The following is a 22,977-nucleotide window of genomic DNA, read 5'->3' as shown; positions in this document are numbered from 1 at the left end:
CTGCTCTCGAGCGGCACGTCCGTGTGCGCGACTCTCGCAGCGTAGGGAAGCGCTTTCCCAGTGTCAAGGGATCCGTGCGCGCGGCGCCGAGGAGGCCGCAGGGACGACGACGGCGGGCGACCGGACGTGCCGGTCGCCCGCCGTCGGGGGCGTCGCGCGGACGGGTCAGGAGGCCTGCGCGAAGGTCTGGATGCGGTCGATCTGGAGCGGCGGCTTCTTCTCGCCCGCGGTCACCGCGACCGGCAGCCGGTTCTGCGCCGGGGCGAGCGGGCACGTGACGAAGTTCGTGAACGCGCACGGGAAGGAGAAGGCGCGGTTGAGGTCGACCACGGTGTCGCCGTTCCGCTCGGTGTCGGGGACGCGCACGAGCCGGCCGTTGCCGTAGGTCTCCTTGCCGCTCGTGGTGTCGGTGAAGTGCGCGTTGCCGCGCTCGATGCCCGTGTCGTCGTCCGGGCGCCCGGCGACGAGGAGCGTGTGCTCCGTCCCGTCCAGGGTGAACGTCACGGTGCCGATCACGCGCTGCTCCTCGAACACGCCGCGCTCGACCGTCGGGTAGTCCGACGCCTGCTCGGCCGTCCGCGTGAACCGCGCCGGGAGGATCCACCGCTCGTCGAGCGGGAACGTCTCGATGTCGTCGAGGCGCTTGCGGGCCGCCTCGCGCGGGTCGCGGACGCGCACGCCGAAGATCTGGCGGCCGGTCGCGTCGGTGCGGCGGATGGTCTCGACGCGCAGGTCGCCGTAGAACGCGGGCACGAGGGAGTACTTGTGGCCGGTCGACACGGGCGTCGGCGAGGTCACGGGGGCGCCGTCGAGCGTGACCGTCTCCCCGCTGCCGTCGGGCGTGTACACGACCTCGTCGTCCTGGACCGACCAGGTGCCGGGCACGCCTTCGACCTGCAGCGGCTCGTCGCCCGTCAGCCAGTCCTGGCTGACCATGGACATCCACCCGTACGGGCTCGTCAGCTCGTCGATCCGGGCGCGGTGCCACCGCTCCCACTCCTGGCGGTACTCGGCGCTCACTGCGGACATGTCGGTCCTCTCGTCGAAGTTTCGGGTCACAGGTCGGGTCACGGGTCTGGACAGGGTCGGGGCGCAGGTCAGGGCACGCGCGTCGCGCGCTCCACGAACGCGCACACCTGCGCGAACGAGTCGGCGTCGGCGAACGCGTTGCCCGCGGGGGTCCCGCCGGCCGACAGCTCGATGCCGGAGACGGGGTGGCGCGTCGGGCCCTGCGCGACGGGGAGGTGCGGCAGGGCGATCGAGTGCCCCGCGTCGGGGTAGTCGAGCAGCAGCGTCTCGTGGGCGTGGCCCGCGGCGCGCAGCGTCTCGACGACCTGGCGGGCGTACATGCTCGAGGGCCACAGGCCGTCGGCCATGCCGGAGACGCACGCGACGGGGCCCGCGATGCGCTCGACGGGGATGCGCGACACGGCGGCGAACCGGCGGTCGCGCAGGCCGTCGACGTAGACGTCGCGGTACCGGTCCGGGGGCGGCCCGCCGGTCCACGGCTGCCACGTCACGCCGGGGTTGTCCTGCCACAGGTGCGGGAGCGGCTCGCCGTCGAGCGTCCACGTGGGGGAGTCCCACCCCTGCGCGGGGTCCGCGGCGCCCTGGGAGCCGTGCACGTGGGCCCCAGGCACGTAGGCGACGACGGCGCCCACCAGGCCGGGGTAGGTGGCGCCCAGCAGGAGCGCGAGCTCGCCGCCGCGCGACTGGCCGCTCACCACGACGACGCCCGCGCGCGGCGCGAGCTCGCGGTGCACGTGGTGCAGCGCGGTCTCGAAGTACTCCAGCGGCGTGGCGGTGATGTGGTCGGGCAGCCCGGGAACGCCGAAGTAGCCGAGCGCGAGCGCCTGCACGCCGCGCGACGCGTAGAGCGCGCCGCGCTGCTCGTTGATCCCGCCGCCGGAGCCGTTGAGCACGACGATCGTCGGGTGCGGACCGTCGCCTTGCGGCACGAAGAGCGTGCCGACGAGCCCGTCCTCGCGGACCTCGCGCCGTCGCACCCCGGGCCCGGTCCAGCGCTGCACGAGGTCGGCCGTCGCGCGCTGCGTGGCGTCGGACTCGTCCCACGCCTCGAGGCGCGTGCGCAGCGGGCGTTCGACGTCGGTCGTGGCCGGCCGACCGGGCGTCGTGCCGGCCGTCGTGCCGGGCGTCGGGTCGGGCCGCTGCGACGTGAGGAGCGCCATCCCGTCGACGCGCCCGTAGTCGCCGGTCATCGGCGGGTCGCGGTCGAGCCGGACGGTGCCGGCCCGGTCCGCGCGGTAGGTCGCGCGGGCGGACCACGCGGTCCCCGCGCGGTCCGTCGTCGCGCGGACCGTGACGAGCGCGCCCGGTGCGGCGCCGCTCACCTCGATGCGGCGGGCGACGTCGAGCAGGTCGTCGGCGGGGCTGACGGCGAGCCGGAGCGTCACGGCGTGCCTCCCGTCGCCGGATCCAGCGCGTCCCAGACGTCGCGGTCGACGTCGAACGCCTCCGCGTCCGGCCGGGCGCCCGGGACATGGCCCCCGGCGCGCTCCCAGTCGTCGCCGAGGCGGTCGGCCCGGTCGGCGAGGTCCTCGGCGCCGAACACGCGGGGGTCCAGCGCGAGCACCCAGAGCCCGCGCCCCACGGCGTCGCCGCGCGCCCCCGTCAGCAGCCCGGCGAGCGCCTCGACCGTGAGACCGAGGAGGGACCCGAGCAGCCCCGCGGGGAGCAGCGCGCGGACGGCGCCCGCGTCCCGGGTGACCTCGCCGCCGGGGCCGAGCGCCGCGCCGTCGGGCAGGGGCGTGCCCTCCCGGGCGCGGCGCCGCGCGTCGGCGAGCGTGACGGCGCTCGTCGCGGCGTCCACGACGAGCGCACGACCCTGCCCGGCCCGCGGCACCGCCACGGCGAGCGGGTTCGTGCCGACCACGGGGGCGGTCCCGCCGTACGGGGCGACGGTCGCGGGGGACTGGGCGAGCGCGACCCCGACCAGCCCGTCCTCGGCGAGCGCGCGGACGTACGCGCCGACGCGCCCCGTCCCGCCCGCGTGGCGCACGGCGACCACGCCGACGCCGAGCGCGCGGGCGAGCCCTGCGGCCCGGCGGACCGCCGCGGCGAGCGCGACCGGCCCGGGGAGGTCGTACGCGTCCAGCGTCGCGGTCGCCCCGGTCACGACGGCGGACGGCGCCCCGGTCCCGGCGCGCCCCGTCGTCGTCCGCGCGCGCGCGTCCCGCAGCTCGCGGACGAGGAGCGCGAGGCCGAACTCCGGCCACCCCGACGCGTCCCCCGCGACGACGGCGCGGGCCGCGAGGTCGGCGTCGGCGGGGTCGTGGGCGGCGAGCGCCGCGCGGGCCCGGGCACGGGCGTCCGCGGCGTCGACGCGCACGGTCGAGGTGGCGGGCACGGCGGTCCTCTCGGGTGGTGGGGATGGGTCGGGTCGTGCGGGCGGGGCGGGGCGCGGGCCGTCGCGCGGAAGAGACGCTCAGTCGTCGCCGAAGAACGCCCCGGAGTCGATCGCGAGGCCCATGACGACGCTGCGACCGCGGCGGATGTGCTCGAGCTCGAGGCGAGCCGCGCGCTCGCCGTCGCCCGCGCGGAGCGCCTCGATGAGGAGCCGGTGGTCGTCGAGCGGAGGTCCGGGCTCCAGGGGCTGGCGCCCGCAGAGCCGGAACGCCCGCTCCAGGTCCTCGAGCGCGAGCTCGGTGATCGCGTGCAGCCGGGGGTTGCGCGAGTACTTCGCGACCCGGCAGTGGAACAGGTGCGACGCCGACAGGATCGACTGCACGTCCTGCGCCTGCGGGTACGTGCCCTCGGCGATCGCCGCGAGCTCGTCGACCTCGGCCGGGCTCGCGTGGGCGGCCGCGAGGCGCGTCGCCATCGGTCCCGTCGCCTCGCGCACGTCGAGCACGTCGACGAGCGTCTTGAGGGTGACCGGGGCGACGCGGCACAGCGCGCGCGGGCGCACGTCCACGAGGCCGTCGTGGTCGAGGCGGTGCAGCGCGTCGCGCACCGGCGTGCGCGACGTCCCGAACTCGGACGCCGTCTCCGTGACGTCGATCTCCTCGCCGGGGCGCAGCTCGGTGAAGATGATCCGGCGCCGCAGCTCGTGGTAGATCCGGTCCGCGGCCGGGACGACGCTCATGCGCCGGCCCCGGGCACGCGGGACGGGTCGTGGTGGGGTGGGTTCATGCTGCCTCCTACTGACGGGACCAGGGCACGAGACGTCGTTCGAGCACCGTGACCAGGGTCGTGGAGAGGTAGCCCAGCACGGAGATGGTGACGATGCCCACGTACATCTTCGCGACGGCGAACGTCGTCCACGAGCTCCAGATGAGGTAGCCCAGGCCGTTGCGCGATCCGACGAACTCCGAGGCCGCGATGATGACGAACGCGCCGCCCACGGCGAGCTTGAGCCCGGTGAAGATGCTCGGCAGCGCGGCGGGCAGCGCGACCGTGCGCCAGCGCTGGAGCCGGCCCGCGCCGTTGGCGGTCGCCACGTCGAAGTAGATCTGCGGCGTCTGGAGCACGCCGCCCATCGCGTTGTAGAAGACGTAGAAGAACACGCCGATCGCGACGATCACGTACTTGCTCGCCTCGCCGAGGCCGAACACGAGGAGCAGCAGCGGGAAGATCGCGACCTTGGGCACGGGCAGCAGGCTCGCGAAGATCGGCCCGAGGAGCGTGCGCAGGGTCGTGACCGACCCGAGCGCGATCCCGAGGACCAGCCCGGGCACGGCGCCGAGCACGAACCCGATCGCGATGCGCGTGAGCGTGATGCCCGCGTGCTCGAAGAGCTCGCCGCTCCCGACGAGCTGCGCGAACGTCTCGGCGATCGACGACGGCGGCGGGAAGAACCGCGCGTCGAGCACGTTCGTCCGGCTCGCGAGCTCCCACACCGCGAGGAGCAGGAGCGGCGTGAAGGGCCCGACGACCCGCACGAGGCGACCCGTGCGCCGGCGGCGCAGCTCCTCGGTCAGTTCGCGCGTGATCTCGGCCGTGCGGTCGTCGGCGTCGTGGGGCGCGTCCGGGGCGCCGCCCGGCGCGGCGTGGCCGCCCGGGCGGACGGGGGCGCGCTCGTCCGTGGGGGTCGTCATGCGACCGCCTCCCGGACGCCCGCGGCGGAGCGCTTGTCCGCCCCCGCCGCGTCCTGCACCGCGGCGTCCTGTGCCTCCGCGTCCCGCAGGAGCCGCCACAGCTCGTACGTGATCTCGCCGTGGCGCGGGTCGCGGCGCAGCTCGAGGATGTCGCGCGGGCGGTCGAAGGGGACCCGCACGTCGGCGAGGATGCGCCCGGGCCGGGCGGACATGACGACGACGCGGTCCGCGAGCACGAGCGCCTCGTCGACGCTGTGCGTGATGAAGAGCACCGACCGCGAGGTCTGCGACCAGATCTTCAGCAGCTCCTGCTGCAGCACGACGCGCGTCTGCTCGTCGAGCGCGCCGAACGGCTCGTCCATGAGGAGGGTCGCGCCGTCGTCGGCCAGCGCCCGCGCGACCGACGTGCGCTGCCGCATGCCGCCCGAGAGCTGGTGCGGGTAGAAGCCGCGGAACTCCGTGAGGCCCACCATGTCCAGGAGCGGGGCGACGCGCTCGCGCCGGGCCGAGCGCCGCACACCGCGCAGGCGCAGGGGGTACTCGACGTTCTGCTCGACCGTGAGCCACGGCAGCACGCCGTGGTCCTGGAAGACGACGGAGGGGCGCGCCGCCATCGTCACCGTGCCGCGGTCGGCCTCCTCCAGGCCCGCGAGGATGCGCAGGAGGGTGCTCTTGCCGCACCCGGAGGGTCCGAGCACGCAGACGAACTCGTTGTCCTCGATGGTGAGCGACACGTCCTGGAGCGCGACGAGCACGTCGTCCCGGCGACGGTCGTGGAACCCCTTCCAGAGGCCCTCGACGGAGACGGCCGTCACGAGCCGAGCTCCGCGGCCCGCTCGCGCGCCTGCTCGAGGAGGTCGGCGCGGAAGATGCTCTCCACGTCCGCCTCGCCCTCGTACTCGAGCGTGCCGCGGTCGCGGAAGAACTGCTCCTGGGCGTGCACGTCCTCCCAGTCGATCTCGCCCGTCGGGTCCTGCTCCGTGAGCGCGAGCGACGTGAGCGTCTCGACCGGCAGCTCGGTGTACCGCGCGATGATCTCCTGGTTCGCCGGGTCGTCCCAGCCGCCCGCCTCGAGCTCCGCGGCGGCGCGCAGGTACGCGGCCGTGAACGCGACGACCACGTCGGGGTGCTCGTCGACGTACTCGGTGCTGAACACCAGGGCGCCGAGCTCGGTGCCCGCGTGGTAGTCGATCGGGAGGATCTCGGACGCGATGCCCTCGCTCTCGAGCGACGACGAGATGGGCTCGATCGACCAGGCGGCGTCGACCGAGCCCCCCACGAGCGCGGGGCCCGTCTCCGGCGGGCCGACGTTGACGAGCTCGACGTCGTCGAGCGTGAGGCCGCCGGCCTCCAGCGCCTTGGCCACCGAGTAGATGCCGAAGCCGCCGTCGCCGGGGATGCCGACGCGGCTGCCGGCGACCTGCTCGATCGACGTGATGCCGGAGTCGGCCGCGACGACGAACGGGGCCGGGTTCGGCCCGCTCTCCGGCACGCGCGAGACGCTCGCGATGACCGAGAGCGACGCGCCGGCCTCGGTCGCGTTGAACAGGCCCGCGCCCCACGTCGCGCCACCGGCCGTGACGTTGTTCGTGCTGACGAGCTGGTAGGTCTCGCCCGACGTCCCGCCCTTGGCGAGGAGCTCGACGTCGACGCCCGCCTCCTCGAAGTACCCCTTGTCCTCCGCGAGGAAGAACGGCGCGTAGTCCGCGTAGGGGGAGTAGAGGAACGAGATCTGCGGCGCGGCGTCGTCCCCGCCGCCGGACGGGTCGCTCCCGCCCGCACAGCCCGCCAGGATCCCTGCCGCCGCGACGAGCGAGATGGTGACCGACGAGCGGCGTGAGATGGCCATGAGTCCTCCTGGGGTCTGACACACGAGCAAGCGCGCCGTGATGTGCTTGCCACTATGCGCTAGTGCATCAGTTGGCCCCAGCGTGGTCCCCATCGTCTCGCTGAGTGGGACGACGTAACGCGAAAGAACCCCGAACGGGGCATCGGCCGGCCGTGCGCGGCCCGCCCGCCCGGTCTGCCGGCCTCACGGCTCGAGGACGCGCGCCTTCTGCTCCGCGAGCTCGGCGTCGGTGAGGACGCCCCGGTCCCGCAGCGCGGCGAGGTCGCGCAGCTGCGCGATGCGCACGTCCATCGCGGACGCGCCCCCGGAGGCCGTCCCGCCGTGCTCGGGATCGTGCGCCCCGCCGTGCGCCCCGCCGTGCGGCCCGACCTGAGCCCCGGACCGGTCGTCGTCGGGCAGCCCGGTCACGGCGCCGAGCACGCCGACGAGGTCGGTGTCCTGCACGCGGTACGTCGTGCTCGACGCCGGGTGGGCACGCCCGACGTCGTCCAGCATCTGCTGCACGAGCGCGCCCACGGGGCCGCGGACGACGAGCTCGACGTCGGGCCGGTCGTCGGGCGCCGCCGTGCGCAGCTCGACGAGGTCGAGGCCCAGCGCCGCGAGCCGCTGGAGGAGCCCGTACAGCGCGGCCTGGTCGCGGACCCGCGCTTCCAGCCGCGTGCACTCCACGGACCGGCGCACGCCGAGCTCGGCGAGGTCGGGCTCGGGCAGCACCACCGGCCCCAGCACCGTCACCTCGACCAGCGTCGTGCGGTCCATGCGTCCTTCTCCCGGCTCGCCCACGTCGGTCCAGGATGCGCGGGCACGGACCCGGGCGGGATCACCCGGCGGGGGTGGCCCGCGGCGCCGGGCGGCCGACTACCCCCGACGGGTGAGCACGCGGACGCCGCGGCCGCTCCACAGTGGGAGCGTCACGGGACCGCCGTGACCCGACACGAGGGGTGCCCGATGGACGGATTCTGGGACTGGTTCTGGCTCATGGTGTGGTGGTTCTTCTTCATCGCCTACCTCGTCGTGCTGTTCCAGATCGTCGCGGACCTGTTCCGCGACAAGACGCTCAGCGGCTGGTGGAAGGCGCTGTGGATCGTCGCGCTGATCTTCGTCCCCTACCTGTCCGCGCTGATCTACGTCATCGCGCGCGGGCGGGGCATGGCGGAGCGGCACGCGGAGGAGCAGCAGGCGCGTCGGCAGGTCATGGACGACTACGTGCGGGCCACCGCCGGCACCGGCAGGTCGCCCGCGAGCGAGATCGCGGACGCCAAGGCGCTGTACGACGCCGGCACGATCGACGCCGACGAGTTCGCCCGGCTCAAGGCCCGAGCGCTCGCCTGAGGACGCGCGATGGCCGACGAGACCGCGCCGGGCCGCGAGGCGTCCGACGTCGCCGCGCGCCTCGCCGCGCTGGAGCGCGAGAACGCGGAGCTGCGGCGCCGGCTCGAGGAGCGGCCGGCCGCCGCGGCGCCCGCGGGCCCGGACGGCGACGCGACCGCGCCGGAGGCGGCGCGGCGGCCCCGGCGCGGGCTGCGCGCCGCCGCGTGCGCGGTCCTCATCACGCTCGGGGCGCTCCTCGCGCCGCTCGGCGCGGTGTCGGCGTGGGCGCAGCGCGAGCTCACGGACACCGACCGCTACGTCGCGACGGTCGGACCGCTCGCGGGCGACCCGGTCGTGCAGTCCGCAGTCGCCGGGCGGCTCACCGAGGTCGTCATGTCGCGCATCGACGTGGCCGCGCTCGTCGACGACCTCGTCGGCGGGCTCGAGGAGCGCGACGTCCCGCCGCGCGCGACCCGCGCGCTCGCCGCGCTGGAGGCGCCGCTCACGAGCGGCGTCGAGTCGCTCGTGCACGAGACGGCGACGCGGCTCGTGGAGAGCGACGCGTTCGAGGGCGCCTGGCTCCAGGCGAACCGCGTGGCGCACGAGCAGCTCGTCGCCGTGATGCGCGGCGAGGACGGCGACGTCCTGCAGGTGAGCGACGACGGCCGCCTGTCCATCCAGCTCTCCGGCCTGATCGACCTGCTCAAGGAACGCCTCGTGGACCGCGGCCTGGACGTCGCGGCCCGTATCCCCTCGGTCGACGCGACGTTCACCGTCGCGCAGTCCGCCGAGCTCGTCATGCTCCAGAACCGGTACGCCCAGGTCGTGACGCTCACGACGTGGCTGCCGTGGGTCGTGCTCGGTCTGCTGGCCGCGGGCGTCCTCGTCGCGAACCACCGCTCGCGCGCGCTCCTCGTGGCCGGGCTCGCCCTCACGGGGGCGATGGTCGCGCTGGGCGTCGGGCTCGCCGTCGCGCGCGGCCTGTACCTCGGCGCGCTCTCGGGGCAGGTGCTGCGGCTCGACGCCGCGGAGGTCGTGTTCGACCAGGCCGTCGGCTACCTGCGTCTCACGCTGCGCACCGTCGGCGTGCTGGGCCTCGTGGTCGCGCTCGCCGCGTACGTGGGCGGGCCGAGCGCGTCGGCCCGCAGCCTGCGCGCGGGGCTCGGGCGCGCGGGCGCCGCCGTGCGCGGCTGGGGCGAGGGCCGGGGCGTCTCGACGGGCCCCGTCGGCGACTGGCTCGGCCGGCACAAGGCGTTCGTGCGCGTCGTCGTCGTGGCGGCCGCCGCGCTCGTCCTGCTGCTCGCGGGCACGCCGACGCCGGGCCTCGTCGTCGGGGTCGCGCTCGTCGCGGGCCTCGTGCTCGTCGTCGTCGAGATCCTCGCCCGCCCACCCGCCGTCGTCGCCCCGCCCCCCGGTCCCGGGCCGGCCTGAGGCGCGTGGCGAGCCCGTGCTCCGCTCGCCCTGCGGTCCGGGGGCCCCGGGAATACCCTGCCCCCATGGTCTCGGTCGAGCCCCGTGCCGAGCCGGAGGACGTGACGCACGTCACGGACGCCTCCGGGACCTCGCGCGCCCGCACCACCGTCCCTGAGCTGCCGCCGTCCACGGTGGGCCGCCCGGAGGTCGAGGCGCTCGTCGCGGCGGCGGCCACGCGCCGCCTCACCCTCGTGTCGGCCGGCCCGGGCTGGGGGAAGACGACCGTCGCGGCGCGGTGGGCGCGCGGCGGCACCGGCCCGCGGGTCGCGTGGCTGACGCTCGAGCCGTTCGACGACAAGCCGGCGGCCTTCTGGGCCGACGTGCTCGCGGCGCTGCGGGCGGCCGGGGCGGTGCCCGCGGGGCACCCGCTCGAGACCCTCGTCGTCCCGCCGCGCCTCACGCCGGCTCTCCTGCGCCGCGTGCTCGCGGCGATCGAGGCGCTGCCCGAGCCCGTGGTACTCGTGCTCGACGACTTCCACCACGCCGCGTGCGCCGAGGTCGCGGCGACGGTGGACGACCTCCTGCGCTACCGGCTGCCCCTGCACCTCGTGGTCCTCACCCGCGTCGACCCGCTCCTGCGCCTGCAGCGCCTGCGCGCGCAGGGCGAGATGACGGAGGTCGGCGCCGCCGAGCTCGCGTTCGACGCCCCCGCGGTCGCGGCGCTGGCGACGGCGCAGGGACGCGACCTGGCGGCGGACGACGCCGGGCGGGTCGTCGGCGAGACCGGCGGCTGGGCCGTCGGGGTGCGGCTGCGCGTCGAGGAGCACGACGCGACGAGCCGGGCGCGCGCCGCCCGCTCTGCGGCGGAGTTCCTCCTCGCCGAGGTCCTCGACAGCCAGGGGCCCGAGGCCCAACGCTTCCTCCTGCGCACGAGCGTGGCGTCGGCGGTGTGCCCCGACCTCGCGGCCGTCCTCGACCCGGGGGCGCCGACGGACCGGCTGCTCCCCGGCCTCGCCGCGGCGGACGGTTTCGTCATGACGTCGGGCGGCCGGCGCACCTGGTACCGCTACCACCCGCTGCTGCGCGAGATGCTCCTGCACCAGCTGCGCACCGAGGACCCGGCGGGGCTGCGCGAGGCGCACCAGGCCGCGGCCCGCTGGTTCGCGCAGGACGGGCAGGCGCTGCGCGCGCTCGAGCACGCGGCGGCCGCGGAGGACTGGCCGCTGCTCGGCGAGGTGTTCGTCGAGGGCGCGGCGGCGGAGCTCGCGGGGCCGCACCGCGAGACCGTCGCCCAGGTCCTGCGGCGCGTGCCGTACGCGACCCTGCGGCCCGACGCCCGCCTGCATCTGTGCGCGGGCGCGCTCGCGTCCGTCGACGAGCGGTTCGACGCCGTGCGGCTCCACGTCGCGCGGGCGCGCGACCTCCTCGCCCCGGCCGTGGACCCGGTGGCCGACCCCGCCGCCGCGGTGCTCCTCGAGCTGCTCGCCGCGTCCGCCGCGCGGTCGACGGGCGACGTGCGGGCCCTCGCGACGGCCGCGGGCGCCGCGCTCGCCGCGGCGGACGCGGTGCCGTACCCGTTCCCCGCCCTCGAGACGTACCGGGGCCTCGCGCGGGCGCACCGCGCGGCGGGCCTCGCGTGGTGCGCGGTCGGCCCCGAGCCGGCGGGGGAGACGACGTCGGGCACGCTCGCCGCCCCTGGTGGCCGGTCGTGGCGCGCCCCGCAGCTCTACGTCCTCGGGGCGCGCGCCGCCGCGGCGCTCCTCGCCGTCGCGGCCGGTCGGCTCGACGCGGGGGACGGCGCCGCGCGCGAGGTGCTCGTCGAGGCGGAGCGCCGCGGCTGGGACGGGTACGCGCACGTGCGGCCCGCGCACGCTGCGCGCGCGTGGGTGCGGTATCTCCGGGCGTCGGACGACGGGCTCGACCGGCACCTCGCGCACGCCCTCGCGGCGGACGCCGGCGGGCGCGAGCCCGCGTCCGAGGCGGCCGTCCGGCTGCTGCAGGCGCTCGTCGCCGCGGACCGCGGGCACGCGCGCGCCGCGCGGCAGGCGCTCGTCGCCGCGGACCGCGCCCTGGGACGGTCCGCGACGCCCCCCGTGCTCGCGGACCTGTGGGTGCGCGCCACGGCGGCCGCGCGTCTGGTCGACGACGGCACGGGCCCGGCGCTCGGGGCGCGCCTCGCGCGCGAACGCCTCGGGAGCGCCGCGGTCGTCGCGGTCTGCGGTGCGCGCGAGCTCCTCGCGGCGGGGCGCACCGGCGCGGCGGAGCGTGCCGTGGCGGGCCTCGGGGACGCGCCGGGGGAGGAGGCGGACGTCCTCGTGCGGGTGGAGGCGGCGCTCGTCGAGGCGTCCGCGCTCGCCCGGGCGGGCACGCGCCGCGTCGACGCCCCGCTCGGGCGGGCCCTCGACCTGGCCGCCGCGGAGCGGGTCGTCCGCCCGTTCCTCGCCGTCCGGGGCACCGAGCTCGACGAGCCGCTCGCGCGCGCGGTCGCGCGCCGCGACGACGCCCTCGCCGCGCTGCTGCGCACCCACCTGGACGCACCGGGCCGGGCACCGGAGCCGGTCCCGCTCGTCGAGCCGCTCACCGAGCGCGAGCTCGCGGTCCTCGCCGTCCTGCCGTCGATGGCGAGCAACGCCGAGGTGGCCGCCGACCTCTTCGTGTCGGTCAACACCGTCAAGGCGCACCTGAAGTCGGTCTACCGCAAGCTCGGCGTCGGCTCGCGGCGCGAGGCCGTGCGGCGCGGCCGCGAGCTCGGCGTCGTGCCCTGACGGGTCTGCCGAGGAGACGCGCTCAGGCGCGGCGCCGGTCCACCGTGCGCAGCACGAGCTTCCCGAGCTCGACGAGGACGAGGAAGGCGAGCGCGACGAGCGCGCACACGCCCCACTGGCCGCCGTCGAGGTCGACGGTGCCGAAGATCCGCTGCAGCCCGTCGAGCGTCGTGACGAGGAACGTGAGCCCGAGGGATGCGAGCAGGAGCACGACGAAGCGGCCGTTCGCGAGCGTCTCGGACGACAGGATGCTCGCCCGCGGGTCGCGCCACTCGAGCGCGGCGACGACGTGCAGGAGCGACATCGCGGTGAGGCCCATCGTCGTCGCGACCGCGAGGTCGGCGTCGGCCTCGCCCCACGCGACGGCGACGAGCGTGCCGACGGCGATGAGCACGCCCCCGACCGCGAGCCGCACGCCGAGCGCGCGCCCGATGACCGGCTCGGTGGGTGGGCGTGGGCGACGCCGCATGAGGCCGGGCGTCGCGGCGTCGAAGCCGAGGCCGACGGCGAGCAGCACGTCGATCGCGAAGTTGACCCACAGGATCTGCAGCGGCGTGAGCGGGGTGCCCCCCGCGACGGTGAAGATGCCCGCGCCGACGAACGTGAGGATGAACCCGACGAGGACGACCATCTGGAAGCGGATGTACTTCATGAGGTTGTCGTAGAGGCCGCGGCCGCCCTCGACCGCCGCCACGATCGTGGCGAAGTTGTCGTCGGTGAGGATCATCTCGGCGGCGTCCTTCGTCACCTCGGTGCCCGTGATCCCCATCGCGACGCCGATGTCCGCGCGCGTCAGGGCGGGGGCGTCGTTGACGCCGTCGCCCGTCATCGCGACCACGTCGCCCTTGCGCTTGAGCACGTCGACGAGACGCACCTTGTCCTCCGGCGCCACGCGTGCGACCACGCCGATCTCGCCGACCTCCGCCTCGAGCTGCGCGTCGGACATCGCGGCGAACTCGGCGCCCGTGAGCGCGCGCCCCTCGATCCCCAGCTGCCCGGCGATCGCCGCGGCCGTGGTGACGTGGTCGCCCGTGATCATCCGCACGCGGATCCCGGCGTCGCGGCACTCGGCGATCGCGTCGCGCGCCTCGCGGCGCGGGGGGTCCACGATGCCGACGAGCGCGAGGAGCTCGAGGTCACGCACCGCGGTCAGCAGGTCGCCCGCGAGCTCGTCGCGCGCGACGGTGCGCCGCGCGACGGCCAGCACGCGCATGCCCTCGCCCGCGAGCGCGTCGTTCTCCGCGAGGACGCGCGCGCGGCCCTCGTCGTCGAGGGGCGCCGACCCGCCGTCGGCCGTGAGGTACCGCGCCGAGCGGGCGAGCAGCACGTCCGGGGCGCCCTTGACGAAGCACACGAGCTCGCCGTCGATCTCGTGGAACGTCGCCATGAGCTTGTACGCGGCGTCGAACGGGACCTCCGCGACGCGCGGGTGCTCGGCGCGCGTCTCCTCGACGTCGAGCCCGGCCTTGGCCGCGAGGACGACGACCGCACCCTCCGTCGGGTCGCCGATGCACTCGCCGTCGCGCACGACGGCGTCGCTCGCGAGCGCCAGGGGGAGCGCGACCGGCTCGAGCGGGACGTTGGTCGACCCGGCCGCCGCGAGGATGCGGCCGGTCGTGGAGTAGCCCTCGCCGTCGACGGAGAACCGGCGTCCGGCGAGCACGAGCCGGCGCGCCGTCATCTGGTTGAGCGTGAGCGTCCCGGTCTTGTCGGAGCAGATCGCCGACGTCGACCCGAGCGTCTCGACGGACTTGAGGCGCTTGACGATCGCGCCCTCCTCGGCGAGGCGGCGCGTGCCGAGCGACAGGAGCATCGTCACCACGGCGGGCAGCCCCGTCGGGATCGCGGCGATCGCCAGGCTGATCCCGACCACGAAGAGGCTGTCGAAGTCCTCGCCGCGCACGAGCCCCAGCACGACGACCACGACGAGGGCGACCGCCGCCATGACCGTGATGATCACCGTGATGCGGTCGAGCTGGCGCGTGAGCGGCGACCTGTCCTGCTCGACCCCGCTGAGCATCCCGGAGATGCGGCCCACCTCGGTCGTCATGCCCGTCGCGGTGACGACCATCTCGCCCCGCCCGCGCGTGACCTGGGAGTTCATGTACGCCATGTCGGTGCGGTCGCCGAGCGGGGCGTCGTCCGCCGCGACCGCCGCGACGCCCTTCGCGACGGGCGTGCTCTCGCCCGTGAGCCCGGCCTCCTCGATCTCGAGCGAGGCGGCGACGAGCAGCCGCCCGTCCGCGGGGATCTTGCCGCCCGCCTCGAACCCGACGACGTCGCCCGGCACGAGCTCCTCGGCGGGAACCTGCTCCTGGCGCCCGTCGCGGCGCACGGTGGCCGTCATGACGAGCATCTGCTGGAGCGCGGCGACGCTCTGGGCCGCCTTGCCCTCCTGGTGCAGGCCCATGAGCGCGTTGAGGACGGTGAGGGCGAGCACGACGACGCCGGTCGTCACGTCCCCGAGCGCGATGATGCTCACGACGGCCGCGCCGACGAGGACGAGCTGCATGAGGTCGCGGTACTGGCGCAGGAACGCCTGCCACGGCCGTTCCTTGCGCTCCTGCGCGAGCGCGTTCGGCCCGTAGCGCGCGCGCCGCTCGGTGACCTGCGCGGACGTCAGCCCGACGGCCGGGTCGACGTCGAGCGCCGCGCACACCGCCTCGGGCGGTGCCGTGTGCCAGGGGCCCGTGGGGGCCGGTGCCTGCTGTCGGGGGATCGGTGCAGCCGTCATCCTCGGCTCCTCTCGGGCGCTCGTCCCACCGTCGCAGCGGGCTCGGGCGGGGTCCTCACCCGGCGGGGGTGAACGCCCCGCGGCGGCGCGGCACCGGTGCGCGACGTGCCGCCGACGCCCGCGCTCGACGCGCGTGCCGCCCGGGCCTCAGCCGCGCGACCCCACGAGCCCGCTCTCGTACGCGACGATCACGGCCTGCACCCGGTCGCGCACGCCCAGCTTGGCCAGGAGGTTGCCGACGTGCGTCTTCACGGTCGTCGCGGACAGCACGAGGCGGTCGGCGATCTCGGCGTTCGACATCCCCTCGGCCACGCACCGCAGCACGTCGAGCTCGCGCGGCGTGAGGGAGCGCAGCCGGGGGTCGAGGCCGTCGTCGACGGCCGGCTGCTCGCCCGCGGGCAGGTGCGGCGCGAAGAGGTCGAGCATGCGGCGCAGCACGCGGGGCGCGACGACCGAGCTCCCCGCCGCGACCGTGCGGATCGCCTCGACGAGCTCGTGCGGGCGCGCGTTCTTCAGCAGGAACCCGCTCGCCCCGGCGCGCAGCGCCGCGAACGCGTACTCGTCCACGTCGAACGTCGTGAGCACGAGCACGCGCGTCCCGGGGTGCTCGGCGACGACGCGCCGGGTCGCCTCGATGCCGTCCATGCCGGGCATCCGGACGTCCATGACGACGACGTCGGGGGCGAGTGCCGCGACCTGGTCGAGCGCTACGCGTCCGTCGGAGGCCTCGCCCACCACCTCGAGGTCGGGCTCGGACTCGATGACGAGCCGGAAGCCCATCCGCAGCAACGCCTGGTCGTCGACGAGCAGCACGGTCGTCACGGTCGTCCTCCCTCGTCGTCGTGCACGTCGCGGTGCGGGTGCTCCTGCTCGGGGGCGCTCCGCGCCCCGACCTCGCCCGGGTCGCAGGGCAGGACCACGTGCACCGCCCAGCCGCCGCCCGGTCGCGGCCCCGCCTCGACGACGCCGCCGAGCAGCGCGGCGCGCTCGCGCATGCCCACGATCCCGCGCCCGGTCCCGCCGCCGGTCGCCGGGCGCGTGCCGCCCTCGTCGCGGACGTCGATCTCGACCGCGCGCGCGGTGCGCCGCACCACGACCTCGGCCGCGGGCGTCCCGGGCGCGTGCCGCAGCACGTTGGTCAGTGCCTCCTGCACGATGCGCACGGCCCCGAGCCGCAGCGACGTGTCCGCAGGCAGCGCGACGTCGAGGCCGCTCGCGGCGACAGGCACGCCCGCCGCGCGGAACCGTGCGACGACGGCCGTGAGGTCCGTCCCGGTCGGCTCGACCGGGGTGCCCGCCCCGTCGCCGCCCTCCTCGGGGTCGAGCGCGCCGAGGACGCGCTGCATGTCGGCCAGCGCGTCCCGTCCCGTGCGGGACAGCTCGTGCAGGGCCTCGCGCGAGCGGTCCGGCGCCCGGTCGAGCGCCGCGCCCGCGCCGTCGGACAGCGCGACCATCACGGACACGCTGTGCGCGACGACGTCGTGCATCTCGCGCGCGATCCGCGCCCGCTCGGCGGCCCGGGCGAGCGCCGCGCTCTGGTCGCGGTCGCGCGCCATGGCGCGGTAGCGCGCGACGAGGTCCTCGTCGTGCAGCCGTCGTGCCCGTGCTCCCGACCCCGTCGCCATCCCCAGCAGCAGGAGCGCGAGCAGGAGGAGGACCGACACGGAGCGCCGGCCGGGGGAGAAGGGCGGCTGCGCGAGGTCGCGCACCGGGTCGCCGTCCGGCAGGACGATCGGGTCGCTCCACAGCAGCATCTCGGCGAGGCCGATGTCCTGCCACCACCACAGCGCCGCCACGACGACGGCGAGCACCGCTCCGCACACGATCCACGCCGTGCGGGGCGCGCGCTCGGCGGCCACGGTGTGCACCGCGCACGCCAGGCACACGCCGAGCACCCCGAGCACGCCCGCCGTCGCGAGCGACGCGACAGCCAGGACGGTGAGGGCCGCCGTCACGGTCAGCGGGCGCGACCGCCGGACCAGGAGCAGGCCCGCCCCGAGGGCGGCCCCGACGAGCCAGGCCGCGACGACCACCTGGGCGACGGGCTCGTCGGGGCGGAACAGCCCCAGCCCGGTGGACCCCTCGACCGTCGTGAGCGCGACCGCCGCGGTGACGAGCCCGAGCAGCGCGACCGCGCCCGCGAGCGCGAGGTCGGTCGCCCACGGGTGCCGCGCCAGGACGCGGCCGACGGCGCCGCGCCGCCGCACGTCGGGCTCGGCGCGCGGGCCGCCGTCGTGCGCCCCGGGCGCGGACGGGAGGGCGAGGGGCGACGAGGGCACCGGCCTACTCTCCCATCGGCCGTCGTGCGGCGCGTCAGACGACGTCATGGCGCCGCAGCCGGTACGCCGCCGCGGCGAGCAGCGCGGCGGCCCACGCCGCGAGGACGAGGCCTCCGCCCCACGTGCCGAGGTGCGGCCCCAGGGTCGTCGCGTCGAGCGCGGCGAGCCGGGCGTCGTCCTGCAGCAGGCGCGCCCCCGCACCGGGCAGGAGGGCGCGCGCCGTGTCCGCGACGCGTCCCGGGTTCGTCGCGAGCACGTGGTCGAGCACGACGAGCAGCACGACCCCGCCGACGAGCGCCCCGTCCGGCCGCCGCACGAGCGCCCCCAGGCCCAGGCCCACGAGGGCGACCCCGGTCAGGTAGAGCACGAAGCCCGCCAGCACGCGCAGCGTCTCGCGGTCCGCGAGATCGAGCACGAGCGCGGCGTCCGCGCGCTGCTCGGCGGTCGCGGCGAGCGCCGCACCCAGCGCGAGCACCGCGACGGCGAGCGCGGCCGCCGTCGTCACGAGCGCCTGCGCCGCGAGCACGGGCAGGCGGCGGGGGACCGCGGCGAACGTCACGCGCGCGGTGCCGTTCCGGAACTCTCCGGCGCCGACGCCCGCGCCGAGCACGAGGAAGCCGAGCTGGGCGAGCACGGACCCCGCGACGGCGAGCGGCGCCCCGGAGGACCCGGCGTCGGGCCGGGCGAACGCGCCCAGCGCCCACGCCGTCCCCGCCGCCGCGGCGACGGTCGCGAGCGCGAGCCAGGCCGTCGAGCGCAGGCTCGTCAGCTTGTCCCACTCCGCCGCGAGCACCCGGGGCAGGGTCACCTGCGGCCGGTCGGGCGCGGGCGGGGTGCGGGCCGGCGCCGGGGCCGTCGGGGGGATCGTGGCGGCCACGTCAGACCACGTCCCGCGTGCGCAGGCGGACGGCGGCCAGGGCGAGCGGGACGAGGACCCACGCCGCGAGGACGAGCCCTCCGCCGACGGCACCCAGGTCGGGCGCGCCCTCGACCGCGCCCTCGCCCGTGAGCAGGGACGCCGCCCCGGTGGGCAGGAACGTGACGACGGTGTTCACCGCCGCCTGCGCCGACGAGACGCCCGCGGGTGCCGCGAGCGGGTCGCCCGACAGGTCGGCCGCCAGCACGAGCGCGACCGGCAGCACGAGCACGACGAGCACCGCCGCGGTGAGGGCGGGGACGGGCCGCCGCACGAGCGCGCCGATCGCGAGGCCGAGCAGCGCCATGCCGGCGAGCAGGAGCGTCATCCCGACGAGGACCTGCGGCGTGCCGTCCCGGCCGAGGTCGAGCGCGAGGCCGCGCGCACGGGCCGACGGCAGCAGCGCGAGCACCGCCGCCCCGACCGCGAGCACCGCGGTGAGCAGCGCGAACGCGGCGGTCGCCGCCGTCTGCCCCACGAGCACGGGCCAGCGCCGCGGCTCGGCGACGAACGTCGTGCGGAACGTGCCCGTGCTGTACTCGCCCGTCCCGACGAGGACGCCGAGGACGAGCGGCGGCACCTGCGCCAGCAGCAGGCCCGACGTGAGGGAGCCGAGCGGGTCGAACCCCGGGTCCACGGACGACGCCTGGGCCGAGAGGTACGTCAGCACGGCCGAGACGACGACGGTGAGAGCGGCCGCCCACCACGACGAGCGCAGGCTCGTCAGCCTCGTCCACTCCGCGGCGACGGCGCGGGGGAGCGTGGGGCCACCGGCGCTCGCGGGCCGGGGCACCGCCGGGTGCGCACGCCGCGACGACGCGGTCGGTGCGGTGGGGGCGGTCATCGGGCACCTCCGGCCGACGCCAGACCGGTCTCGCCCGCGGCACGGCCGCGGTACTGGACGGCGTCGGCGGTGAGCCGCAGGTACGCCTCCTCGAGCGAGCCCGCCGCGCCCGCGAGCTCCTGCACCGGCGCGTCGGCGAGCAGCCGGCCCTGGCCGATGACGACGACGCGGTCGGCGCACAGCGCGAGCTCGTGCATGAGGTGCGACGACAGCAGCACCGCGCGGCCCTCCGCCGCGAGGCCGCGCACGAGCCCGCGCACCCACAGCACGCCGTCGGGGTCGAGGCCGTTGACGGGCTCGTCGAGGACGAGCGTCCCGGGGTCGCCGAGGAGCGCGCCCGCGATGCCGAGGCGCTGGCCCATCCCGAGCGAGAACGTGCCTGCACGCCGCCCCGCGACGCTCTCGAGGCCGGTCATCCCGATCACCTCGTCCACGCGCGCCCGCCCGATCCCGTGGGTGCGGGCGAGCGCCGTCAGGTGGCGGAACGCCGTGCGGCCCGGGTGCACGGAGCGCGCGTCGAGCATGACCCCGACCGCGCGCAGGGGCGCCGGCAGGTCCGCGTACCGGTGACCGTCCACGGTCGCCGTGCCGGAGGTCGGGCGCTCCAGCCCGACGACGACGCGCATCGTCGTGGACTTCCCGGCACCGTTCGGGCCGAGGAAGCCCGTCACGGTCCCGGGCCGCGCCGTGAACGTCAGCCCGTCCACCGCCGTCGTGGGTCCGTAGCGCTTCGTCAGCGCCTCCACCTGGATCATCGGTCCTCCCGTCGTCCGCGGGCCCGGTCGTCGGGCACCGCCGTCGTCGACGCTACGAAGACCCGCGGGGGCACCGGCTCGGGCGGTCGGCCGAGATCCGCGACACTCCCGCCTCCTCCTCGGGGAGGAGGAGGTCGTGCCGGGGTGGGACGAGCGTGCCCAGGAGGGACGGTCCTGCCCGGGCGGACGGGGCGCGGCGCGGGCGGGCACGACGACGGTCAGGCGGTGGCGGTCCTTGCGGCCACCCGGACGCCCGCGTCCCATCCCGGTGCGCGCCCGCCGCCCGGGGGGGACGTGGTCGGTCGCGAGCCCTGCCCGGGCGAGGGACCACGCGACGAGCGAGTTCGAGTTCCACATCTCGCCCCCGCCGGGCGGCCGCCGACCCCACGTGAGCGGCGGGACGCCACGCACGGCCCGCAGGATCCGGGCGACAGCGGCGGCGTCGCGCGTGAGGACGACGGGTGGCCCGACGGCGTGCTCCCGGTCGGGGATGGCGCCGTGCGCCCAGCAGCGCACCTCGTACCGGAACCAGCGGGAGCGGCCCAGCGGCCGCAGACCCACGGGGCCGGTCACGACGACGCCCCGGTCGCACACCGGGCCGCCCCACGCGGGGGTCATCTCGACGACGTACGGCACCCCGTCGCAGCGCAGTCCCAGCGCCGCGTGGAACAGCGGGCGGGGACGCCGCCGCGCGAGCAGCGCGGCGGCGCGCTCCCACGCGGCGCTCGTGCGGCGGACGACGTGGCCCCCCGCCCCGACGGGCAGCCAGAGGAGCTCCGCCCGGTTGTCGCCGGGCGTGGTCGCGGTCACGCCCCGACGCTACGGCACCCGGGTCCGCGCGGGAGCGGTAGGCTCGGGGGCATGCTTCCGGCGTGAGAGCGCCGGCGGGATCCGAATGAGACAGCGGATCGAGAGGCCCCGTCGCTCCACACGACGGGGCCTCTCGCTGTCCCGGCGCGTCCTGCCGCCCGGCCGGGTGCCGTGCCTCACCGGACAGGGGAGGGCGCGGCGTCCGCTCCCGGCAGGAACGGGCCGAAGATGGCGGCGACCGCTGCGGCGGCCCCGGCGGCGTCCTGCCGCGCGACGGCCTCGACCAGCTCGTGGTGGTGGCGGTGCGCCGCCTCGTCGTCCTCGTTCTCCTCGTCGCGCATGTGCACGGTGAAGACGTCGAGCATGCTCGAGTAGAGCGTGACGTAGAGCGGGTTGTGCGTCGCGGCGACGATCGCGCGGTGCAGGTCGAGGTCGGCGCGCGCGCGGGCGTCGCGGTCGTCGGCCTCCCAGGCCGCCTCCCGCCGGTCGCGGAGCTCGCGCAGGTGCTCGACGTCGTCGTCCGAGCGGCTCGCCGCGGCGAGCGAGGCGGCGGTGCTGTCGAGGGCGAGGCGGAGCTCGAGGTAGTGGCGGCGGCTGCCGCCCGCGAGCTGGCGCTCCAGGGTGCCGGTCAGCTCGGAGCTCGAGATGACGAACGTGCCGCGGCCCTGCTCGCGGCGCAGCAGCCCGGCGTGCACGAGCGACTGCAGCGCCTCGCGCACCGTGTTGCGCCCGACGCCGAACTCCGCCACGAGCGCGGCCTCCGTGGGGATCCGGTCGCCGACCGCCCAGCGGCCCGAGACGATCTCGTCCCGGAAGCGCGCCGCGGCCTGGTCGATGAGGCCTACTCGACGCATCGGTCCGCCTGTGCCAGACTGCTCCAGATTCATCCCATGATCCCATCATCCGCCGACCTCAGTGTGGAGTGTAGCGTGACGACCCTCTCTCCCCCCCGGCCCCGCGTGCGCCCCGGACGCCTCACTCTCTGGGCGGGTCTCGCCGTCGCGCTGACGGCCCTCAACCTCCGGACGGCGGTGACCGGGTTCACCCCGCTGCTGGAGACCGTGGGCGCCGACCTCGGGTTCGGGGTCGCCGTCGCGGGGCTGCTCGGCACGGTCCCCGCGGCGTCGTTCGCCGTGTTCGGCTTCCTCGCGCCCGCGGTCACGCGGCGGTTCGGGCTCGAGCGCACGGCCACCGTGGCGCTCGCTCTCACCGCGCTGTCCCTCGTGCTGCGCGCGGCCTCCCCGACGACGACCGTGCTCGTCCTGTCGACGGTGCTCGCGCTCGCGGGCATCGGGGCGGCCAACGTCGTCATCGTGCCGCTGGTGAAGGCGTGGTTCTCCGACCGGCTCGCGCTGTGGACCTCGCTCTACCTCCTCCTCATGCAGACGGGGCAGTTCGTCGCCCCCCTGCTCGCGGTCCCGGTCGCCGAGGCGAGCAGCTGGCGCGTGTCCGTGGGGCTCTGGGCCGGGCCCGCCGCCGTGGCCGCCGTCGTCTGGCTCCTGCTCGCGCTCCGGCTGCCCGCCGCCCACCACGCGCCCGCACCCGTCGCGGCGGCCGGCGCGCGCCTCCGGGTGGGCCGGTCGTCCACCGCGTGGGGCCTCGTCGGCCTCTTCGCCATGATGTCGCTGTCGAACTACGCGATCATCACGTGGGTGCCGGCGGTCCTCACCGACGCCGGGGGCAGCGCCGCGCTCGGCGGTTCCATGGTCGCGCTGTACTCGGCGTGGGGCGTGCTCGCGGCGCTGGTGGTGCCCCAGGTCGCCACCCGGATGACGAACCCGTTCGTCGTCGTGGTCGCGTGCTCGGTGGTGCTCGTCGCCGGGTACCTGGGCCTCCTGCTCTCCCCGCTCGACGGCACGGCGGTGTGGGTGTGCGCGCTCGGCATCGGGGTGAGCACCTTCCCCCTGTGCATGACGCTCATCAACCGGCGCACGCGGACGGCCCAGGCGGCGTCGGCCGTGTCCGGATTCGTCCAGGGCATCGGGTACGGGATCGCCTGCTTCGGGCCCCTCGGGCTCGGCCTGCTGCGCGAGGCGACCGGCTCGTGGTCCGTCCCGCTCGTCGTGCTCGCCGCGACCGCCGTCCCCGGGGTCGTGGCCGGCTGGTTCGCCTGCCGACCCCGCTTCGTCGACGACGCCGTCGTGGTCGCCGACCGTCCGGCGGACGACGTGGAGGACCGCGCGGCCGGCGCGTGACGCCGCACGCGGGCTCGGGGCGGCGCCCGCCGACGCGCCGCGGCAGGTC

General features: G+C 76.6%; 18 protein-coding genes and 1 pseudogene. 4 read left to right on the top strand and 15 right to left on the bottom strand.

Annotated features, from left to right (window positions below; translation table 11 throughout):
- Positions 1-165: 165 nt before the first annotated feature.
- The 8 genes from MT994_RS03935 to MT994_RS03900 all read right to left on the bottom strand — a co-directional run bounded on the left by MT994_RS03935 (position 166) and on the right by MT994_RS03900 (position 7,665).
- Positions 166-1,029: a DUF1684 domain-containing protein gene (locus MT994_RS03935; protein ID WP_354805211.1), complete on the bottom strand. Its 864-nt coding sequence runs from the start codon at positions 1,027-1,029 to the stop codon at positions 166-168.
- Positions 1,030-1,097: 68 nt separating this feature from the next.
- Positions 1,098-2,414, bottom strand: a complete 1,317-nt coding sequence (locus tag MT994_RS03930; RefSeq protein WP_354805210.1) for an acyl-CoA thioesterase/bile acid-CoA:amino acid N-acyltransferase family protein — start codon at positions 2,412-2,414, stop codon at positions 1,098-1,100.
- Positions 2,411-3,367, bottom strand: a complete 957-nt coding sequence (locus MT994_RS03925) for an Ldh family oxidoreductase (RefSeq protein WP_354805209.1) — start codon at positions 3,365-3,367, stop codon at positions 2,411-2,413. Before MT994_RS03925 ends, MT994_RS03930 begins: the two co-directional genes overlap by 4 nt.
- Before the next feature lie 78 nt (positions 3,368-3,445).
- Positions 3,446-4,105 carry a GntR family transcriptional regulator gene (locus tag MT994_RS03920; protein WP_021483335.1) on the bottom strand — a complete coding sequence of 220 codons (660 nt, stop codon included), beginning with the start codon at positions 4,103-4,105 and terminating at the stop codon, positions 3,446-3,448.
- A 55-nt stretch (positions 4,106-4,160) separates the two neighbouring features.
- On the bottom strand, positions 4,161-5,057 hold the full coding sequence (locus MT994_RS03915; RefSeq protein ID WP_081600323.1) for an ABC transporter permease: 897 nt from the start codon (positions 5,055-5,057) through the stop codon (positions 4,161-4,163).
- A complete protein-coding gene (locus MT994_RS03910) occupies positions 5,054-5,872 on the bottom strand; it encodes an ABC transporter ATP-binding protein (RefSeq protein WP_354805208.1) in 819 nt (272 codons plus the stop codon). The genes MT994_RS03915 and MT994_RS03910 overlap by 4 nt, the downstream gene beginning before the upstream one ends.
- Positions 5,869-6,906 (bottom strand): ABC transporter substrate-binding protein, encoded by a 1,038-nt coding sequence (locus MT994_RS03905; protein WP_354805206.1) that lies wholly within the window; start codon positions 6,904-6,906, stop codon positions 5,869-5,871. Before MT994_RS03905 ends, MT994_RS03910 begins: the two co-directional genes overlap by 4 nt.
- A gap of 183 nt (positions 6,907-7,089) precedes the next feature.
- Positions 7,090-7,665, bottom strand: a complete 576-nt coding sequence (locus MT994_RS03900) for an SHOCT domain-containing protein (RefSeq protein WP_354805205.1) — start codon at positions 7,663-7,665, stop codon at positions 7,090-7,092.
- Positions 7,666-7,854: 189 nt separating this feature from the next.
- On the opposite strand from MT994_RS03900, the gene MT994_RS03895 reads away from it, so the two are divergent.
- From MT994_RS03895 to MT994_RS03885, 3 genes are all read left to right on the top strand, one after another.
- On the top strand, positions 7,855-8,238 hold the full coding sequence (locus tag MT994_RS03895; RefSeq protein ID WP_034654895.1) for an SHOCT domain-containing protein: 384 nt from the start codon (positions 7,855-7,857) through the stop codon (positions 8,236-8,238).
- A gap of 9 nt (positions 8,239-8,247) precedes the next feature.
- Positions 8,248-9,648, top strand: a complete 1,401-nt coding sequence (locus MT994_RS03890; RefSeq protein ID WP_354805204.1) for a hypothetical protein — start codon at positions 8,248-8,250, stop codon at positions 9,646-9,648.
- A 65-nt stretch (positions 9,649-9,713) separates the two neighbouring features.
- The gene (locus MT994_RS03885) at positions 9,714-12,395 is read left to right on the top strand and encodes a LuxR C-terminal-related transcriptional regulator (protein ID WP_354805203.1); all 2,682 of its coding nucleotides are present in this window, start codon (positions 9,714-9,716) and stop codon (positions 12,393-12,395) included.
- A gap of 22 nt (positions 12,396-12,417) precedes the next feature.
- Here MT994_RS03885 and MT994_RS03880 read toward each other — a convergent pair whose 3' ends face one another.
- From MT994_RS03880 to MT994_RS03850, 7 genes and pseudogenes are all read right to left on the bottom strand, one after another.
- The gene (locus MT994_RS03880) at positions 12,418-15,129 is read right to left on the bottom strand and encodes an HAD-IC family P-type ATPase (protein ID WP_354805202.1); all 2,712 of its coding nucleotides are present in this window, start codon (positions 15,127-15,129) and stop codon (positions 12,418-12,420) included.
- A gap of 147 nt (positions 15,130-15,276) precedes the next feature.
- Positions 15,277-15,951 (bottom strand): response regulator transcription factor, encoded by a 675-nt coding sequence (locus MT994_RS03875; RefSeq protein WP_061267712.1) that lies wholly within the window; start codon positions 15,949-15,951, stop codon positions 15,277-15,279.
- On the bottom strand, positions 15,948-17,408 hold the full coding sequence (locus MT994_RS03870; protein WP_354805200.1) for a histidine kinase: 1,461 nt from the start codon (positions 17,406-17,408) through the stop codon (positions 15,948-15,950). The genes MT994_RS03875 and MT994_RS03870 overlap by 4 nt, the downstream gene beginning before the upstream one ends.
- 34 nt (positions 17,409-17,442) lie before the next feature.
- Positions 17,443-18,285, bottom strand: coding sequence for a hypothetical protein (locus MT994_RS03865; RefSeq protein WP_354805199.1), 843 nt, complete (start codon positions 18,283-18,285; stop codon positions 17,443-17,445).
- A gap of 1 nt (position 18,286) precedes the next feature.
- Complete coding sequence (locus MT994_RS03860) at positions 18,287-19,168, bottom strand: hypothetical protein (protein ID WP_354805198.1); 882 nt, start codon at positions 19,166-19,168, stop codon at positions 18,287-18,289.
- Positions 19,169-19,284: 116 nt separating this feature from the next.
- Positions 19,285-19,923 (bottom strand): annotated as a pseudogene (locus MT994_RS03855) (ATP-binding cassette domain-containing protein); the annotation flags it as partial.
- A 986-nt stretch (positions 19,924-20,909) separates the two neighbouring features.
- Positions 20,910-21,587, bottom strand: coding sequence for a GntR family transcriptional regulator (locus tag MT994_RS03850; RefSeq protein ID WP_354805196.1), 678 nt, complete (start codon positions 21,585-21,587; stop codon positions 20,910-20,912).
- A gap of 75 nt (positions 21,588-21,662) precedes the next feature.
- Here MT994_RS03850 and MT994_RS03845 point away from each other — a divergent pair, with 75 nt between their 5' ends.
- Complete coding sequence (locus MT994_RS03845; RefSeq protein ID WP_354805195.1) at positions 21,663-22,928, top strand: MFS transporter; 1,266 nt, start codon at positions 21,663-21,665, stop codon at positions 22,926-22,928.
- The last annotated feature ends 49 nt before the right edge of the window (positions 22,929-22,977 follow it).

It is taken from the genome of Cellulosimicrobium sp. MI9406 (assembly GCF_040595865.1).
Taxonomy (GTDB): Bacteria; Actinomycetota; Actinomycetes; order Actinomycetales; family Cellulomonadaceae; genus Cellulosimicrobium; species Cellulosimicrobium funkei.
Note: the sequence above shows the minus strand (reverse complement) of the source record. Positions and strands in the feature narration are given on the sequence as shown.

Bases quoted from the DNA above. Each gene is read 5' to 3' on its own strand.
- MT994_RS03935 (WP_354805211.1), bottom strand. From the start codon at position 1,029: ATGTCCGCAGTGAGCGCCGAGTACCGCCAGGAGTGGGAGCGGTGGCAC.
- MT994_RS03920 (WP_021483335.1), bottom strand. From the start codon at position 4,105: ATGAGCGTCGTCCCGGCCGCGGACCGGATCTACCACGAGCTGCGGCGC.
- MT994_RS03915 (WP_081600323.1), bottom strand. From the start codon at position 5,057: ATGACGACCCCCACGGACGAGCGCGCCCCCGTCCGCCCGGGCGGCCAC.
- MT994_RS03905 (WP_354805206.1), bottom strand. From the start codon at position 6,906: ATGGCCATCTCACGCCGCTCGTCGGTCACCATCTCGCTCGTCGCGGCG.
- MT994_RS03900 (WP_354805205.1), bottom strand. From the start codon at position 7,665: ATGGACCGCACGACGCTGGTCGAGGTGACGGTGCTGGGGCCGGTGGTG.
- MT994_RS03895 (WP_034654895.1), top strand. From the start codon at position 7,855: ATGGACGGATTCTGGGACTGGTTCTGGCTCATGGTGTGGTGGTTCTTC.
- MT994_RS03890 (WP_354805204.1), top strand. From the start codon at position 8,248: ATGGCCGACGAGACCGCGCCGGGCCGCGAGGCGTCCGACGTCGCCGCG.
- MT994_RS03885 (WP_354805203.1), top strand. From the start codon at position 9,714: ATGGTCTCGGTCGAGCCCCGTGCCGAGCCGGAGGACGTGACGCACGTC.
- MT994_RS03880 (WP_354805202.1), bottom strand. From the start codon at position 15,129: ATGACGGCTGCACCGATCCCCCGACAGCAGGCACCGGCCCCCACGGGC.
- MT994_RS03860 (WP_354805198.1), bottom strand. From the start codon at position 19,168: ATGACCGCCCCCACCGCACCGACCGCGTCGTCGCGGCGTGCGCACCCG.
- MT994_RS03850 (WP_354805196.1), bottom strand. From the start codon at position 21,587: ATGCGTCGAGTAGGCCTCATCGACCAGGCCGCGGCGCGCTTCCGGGAC.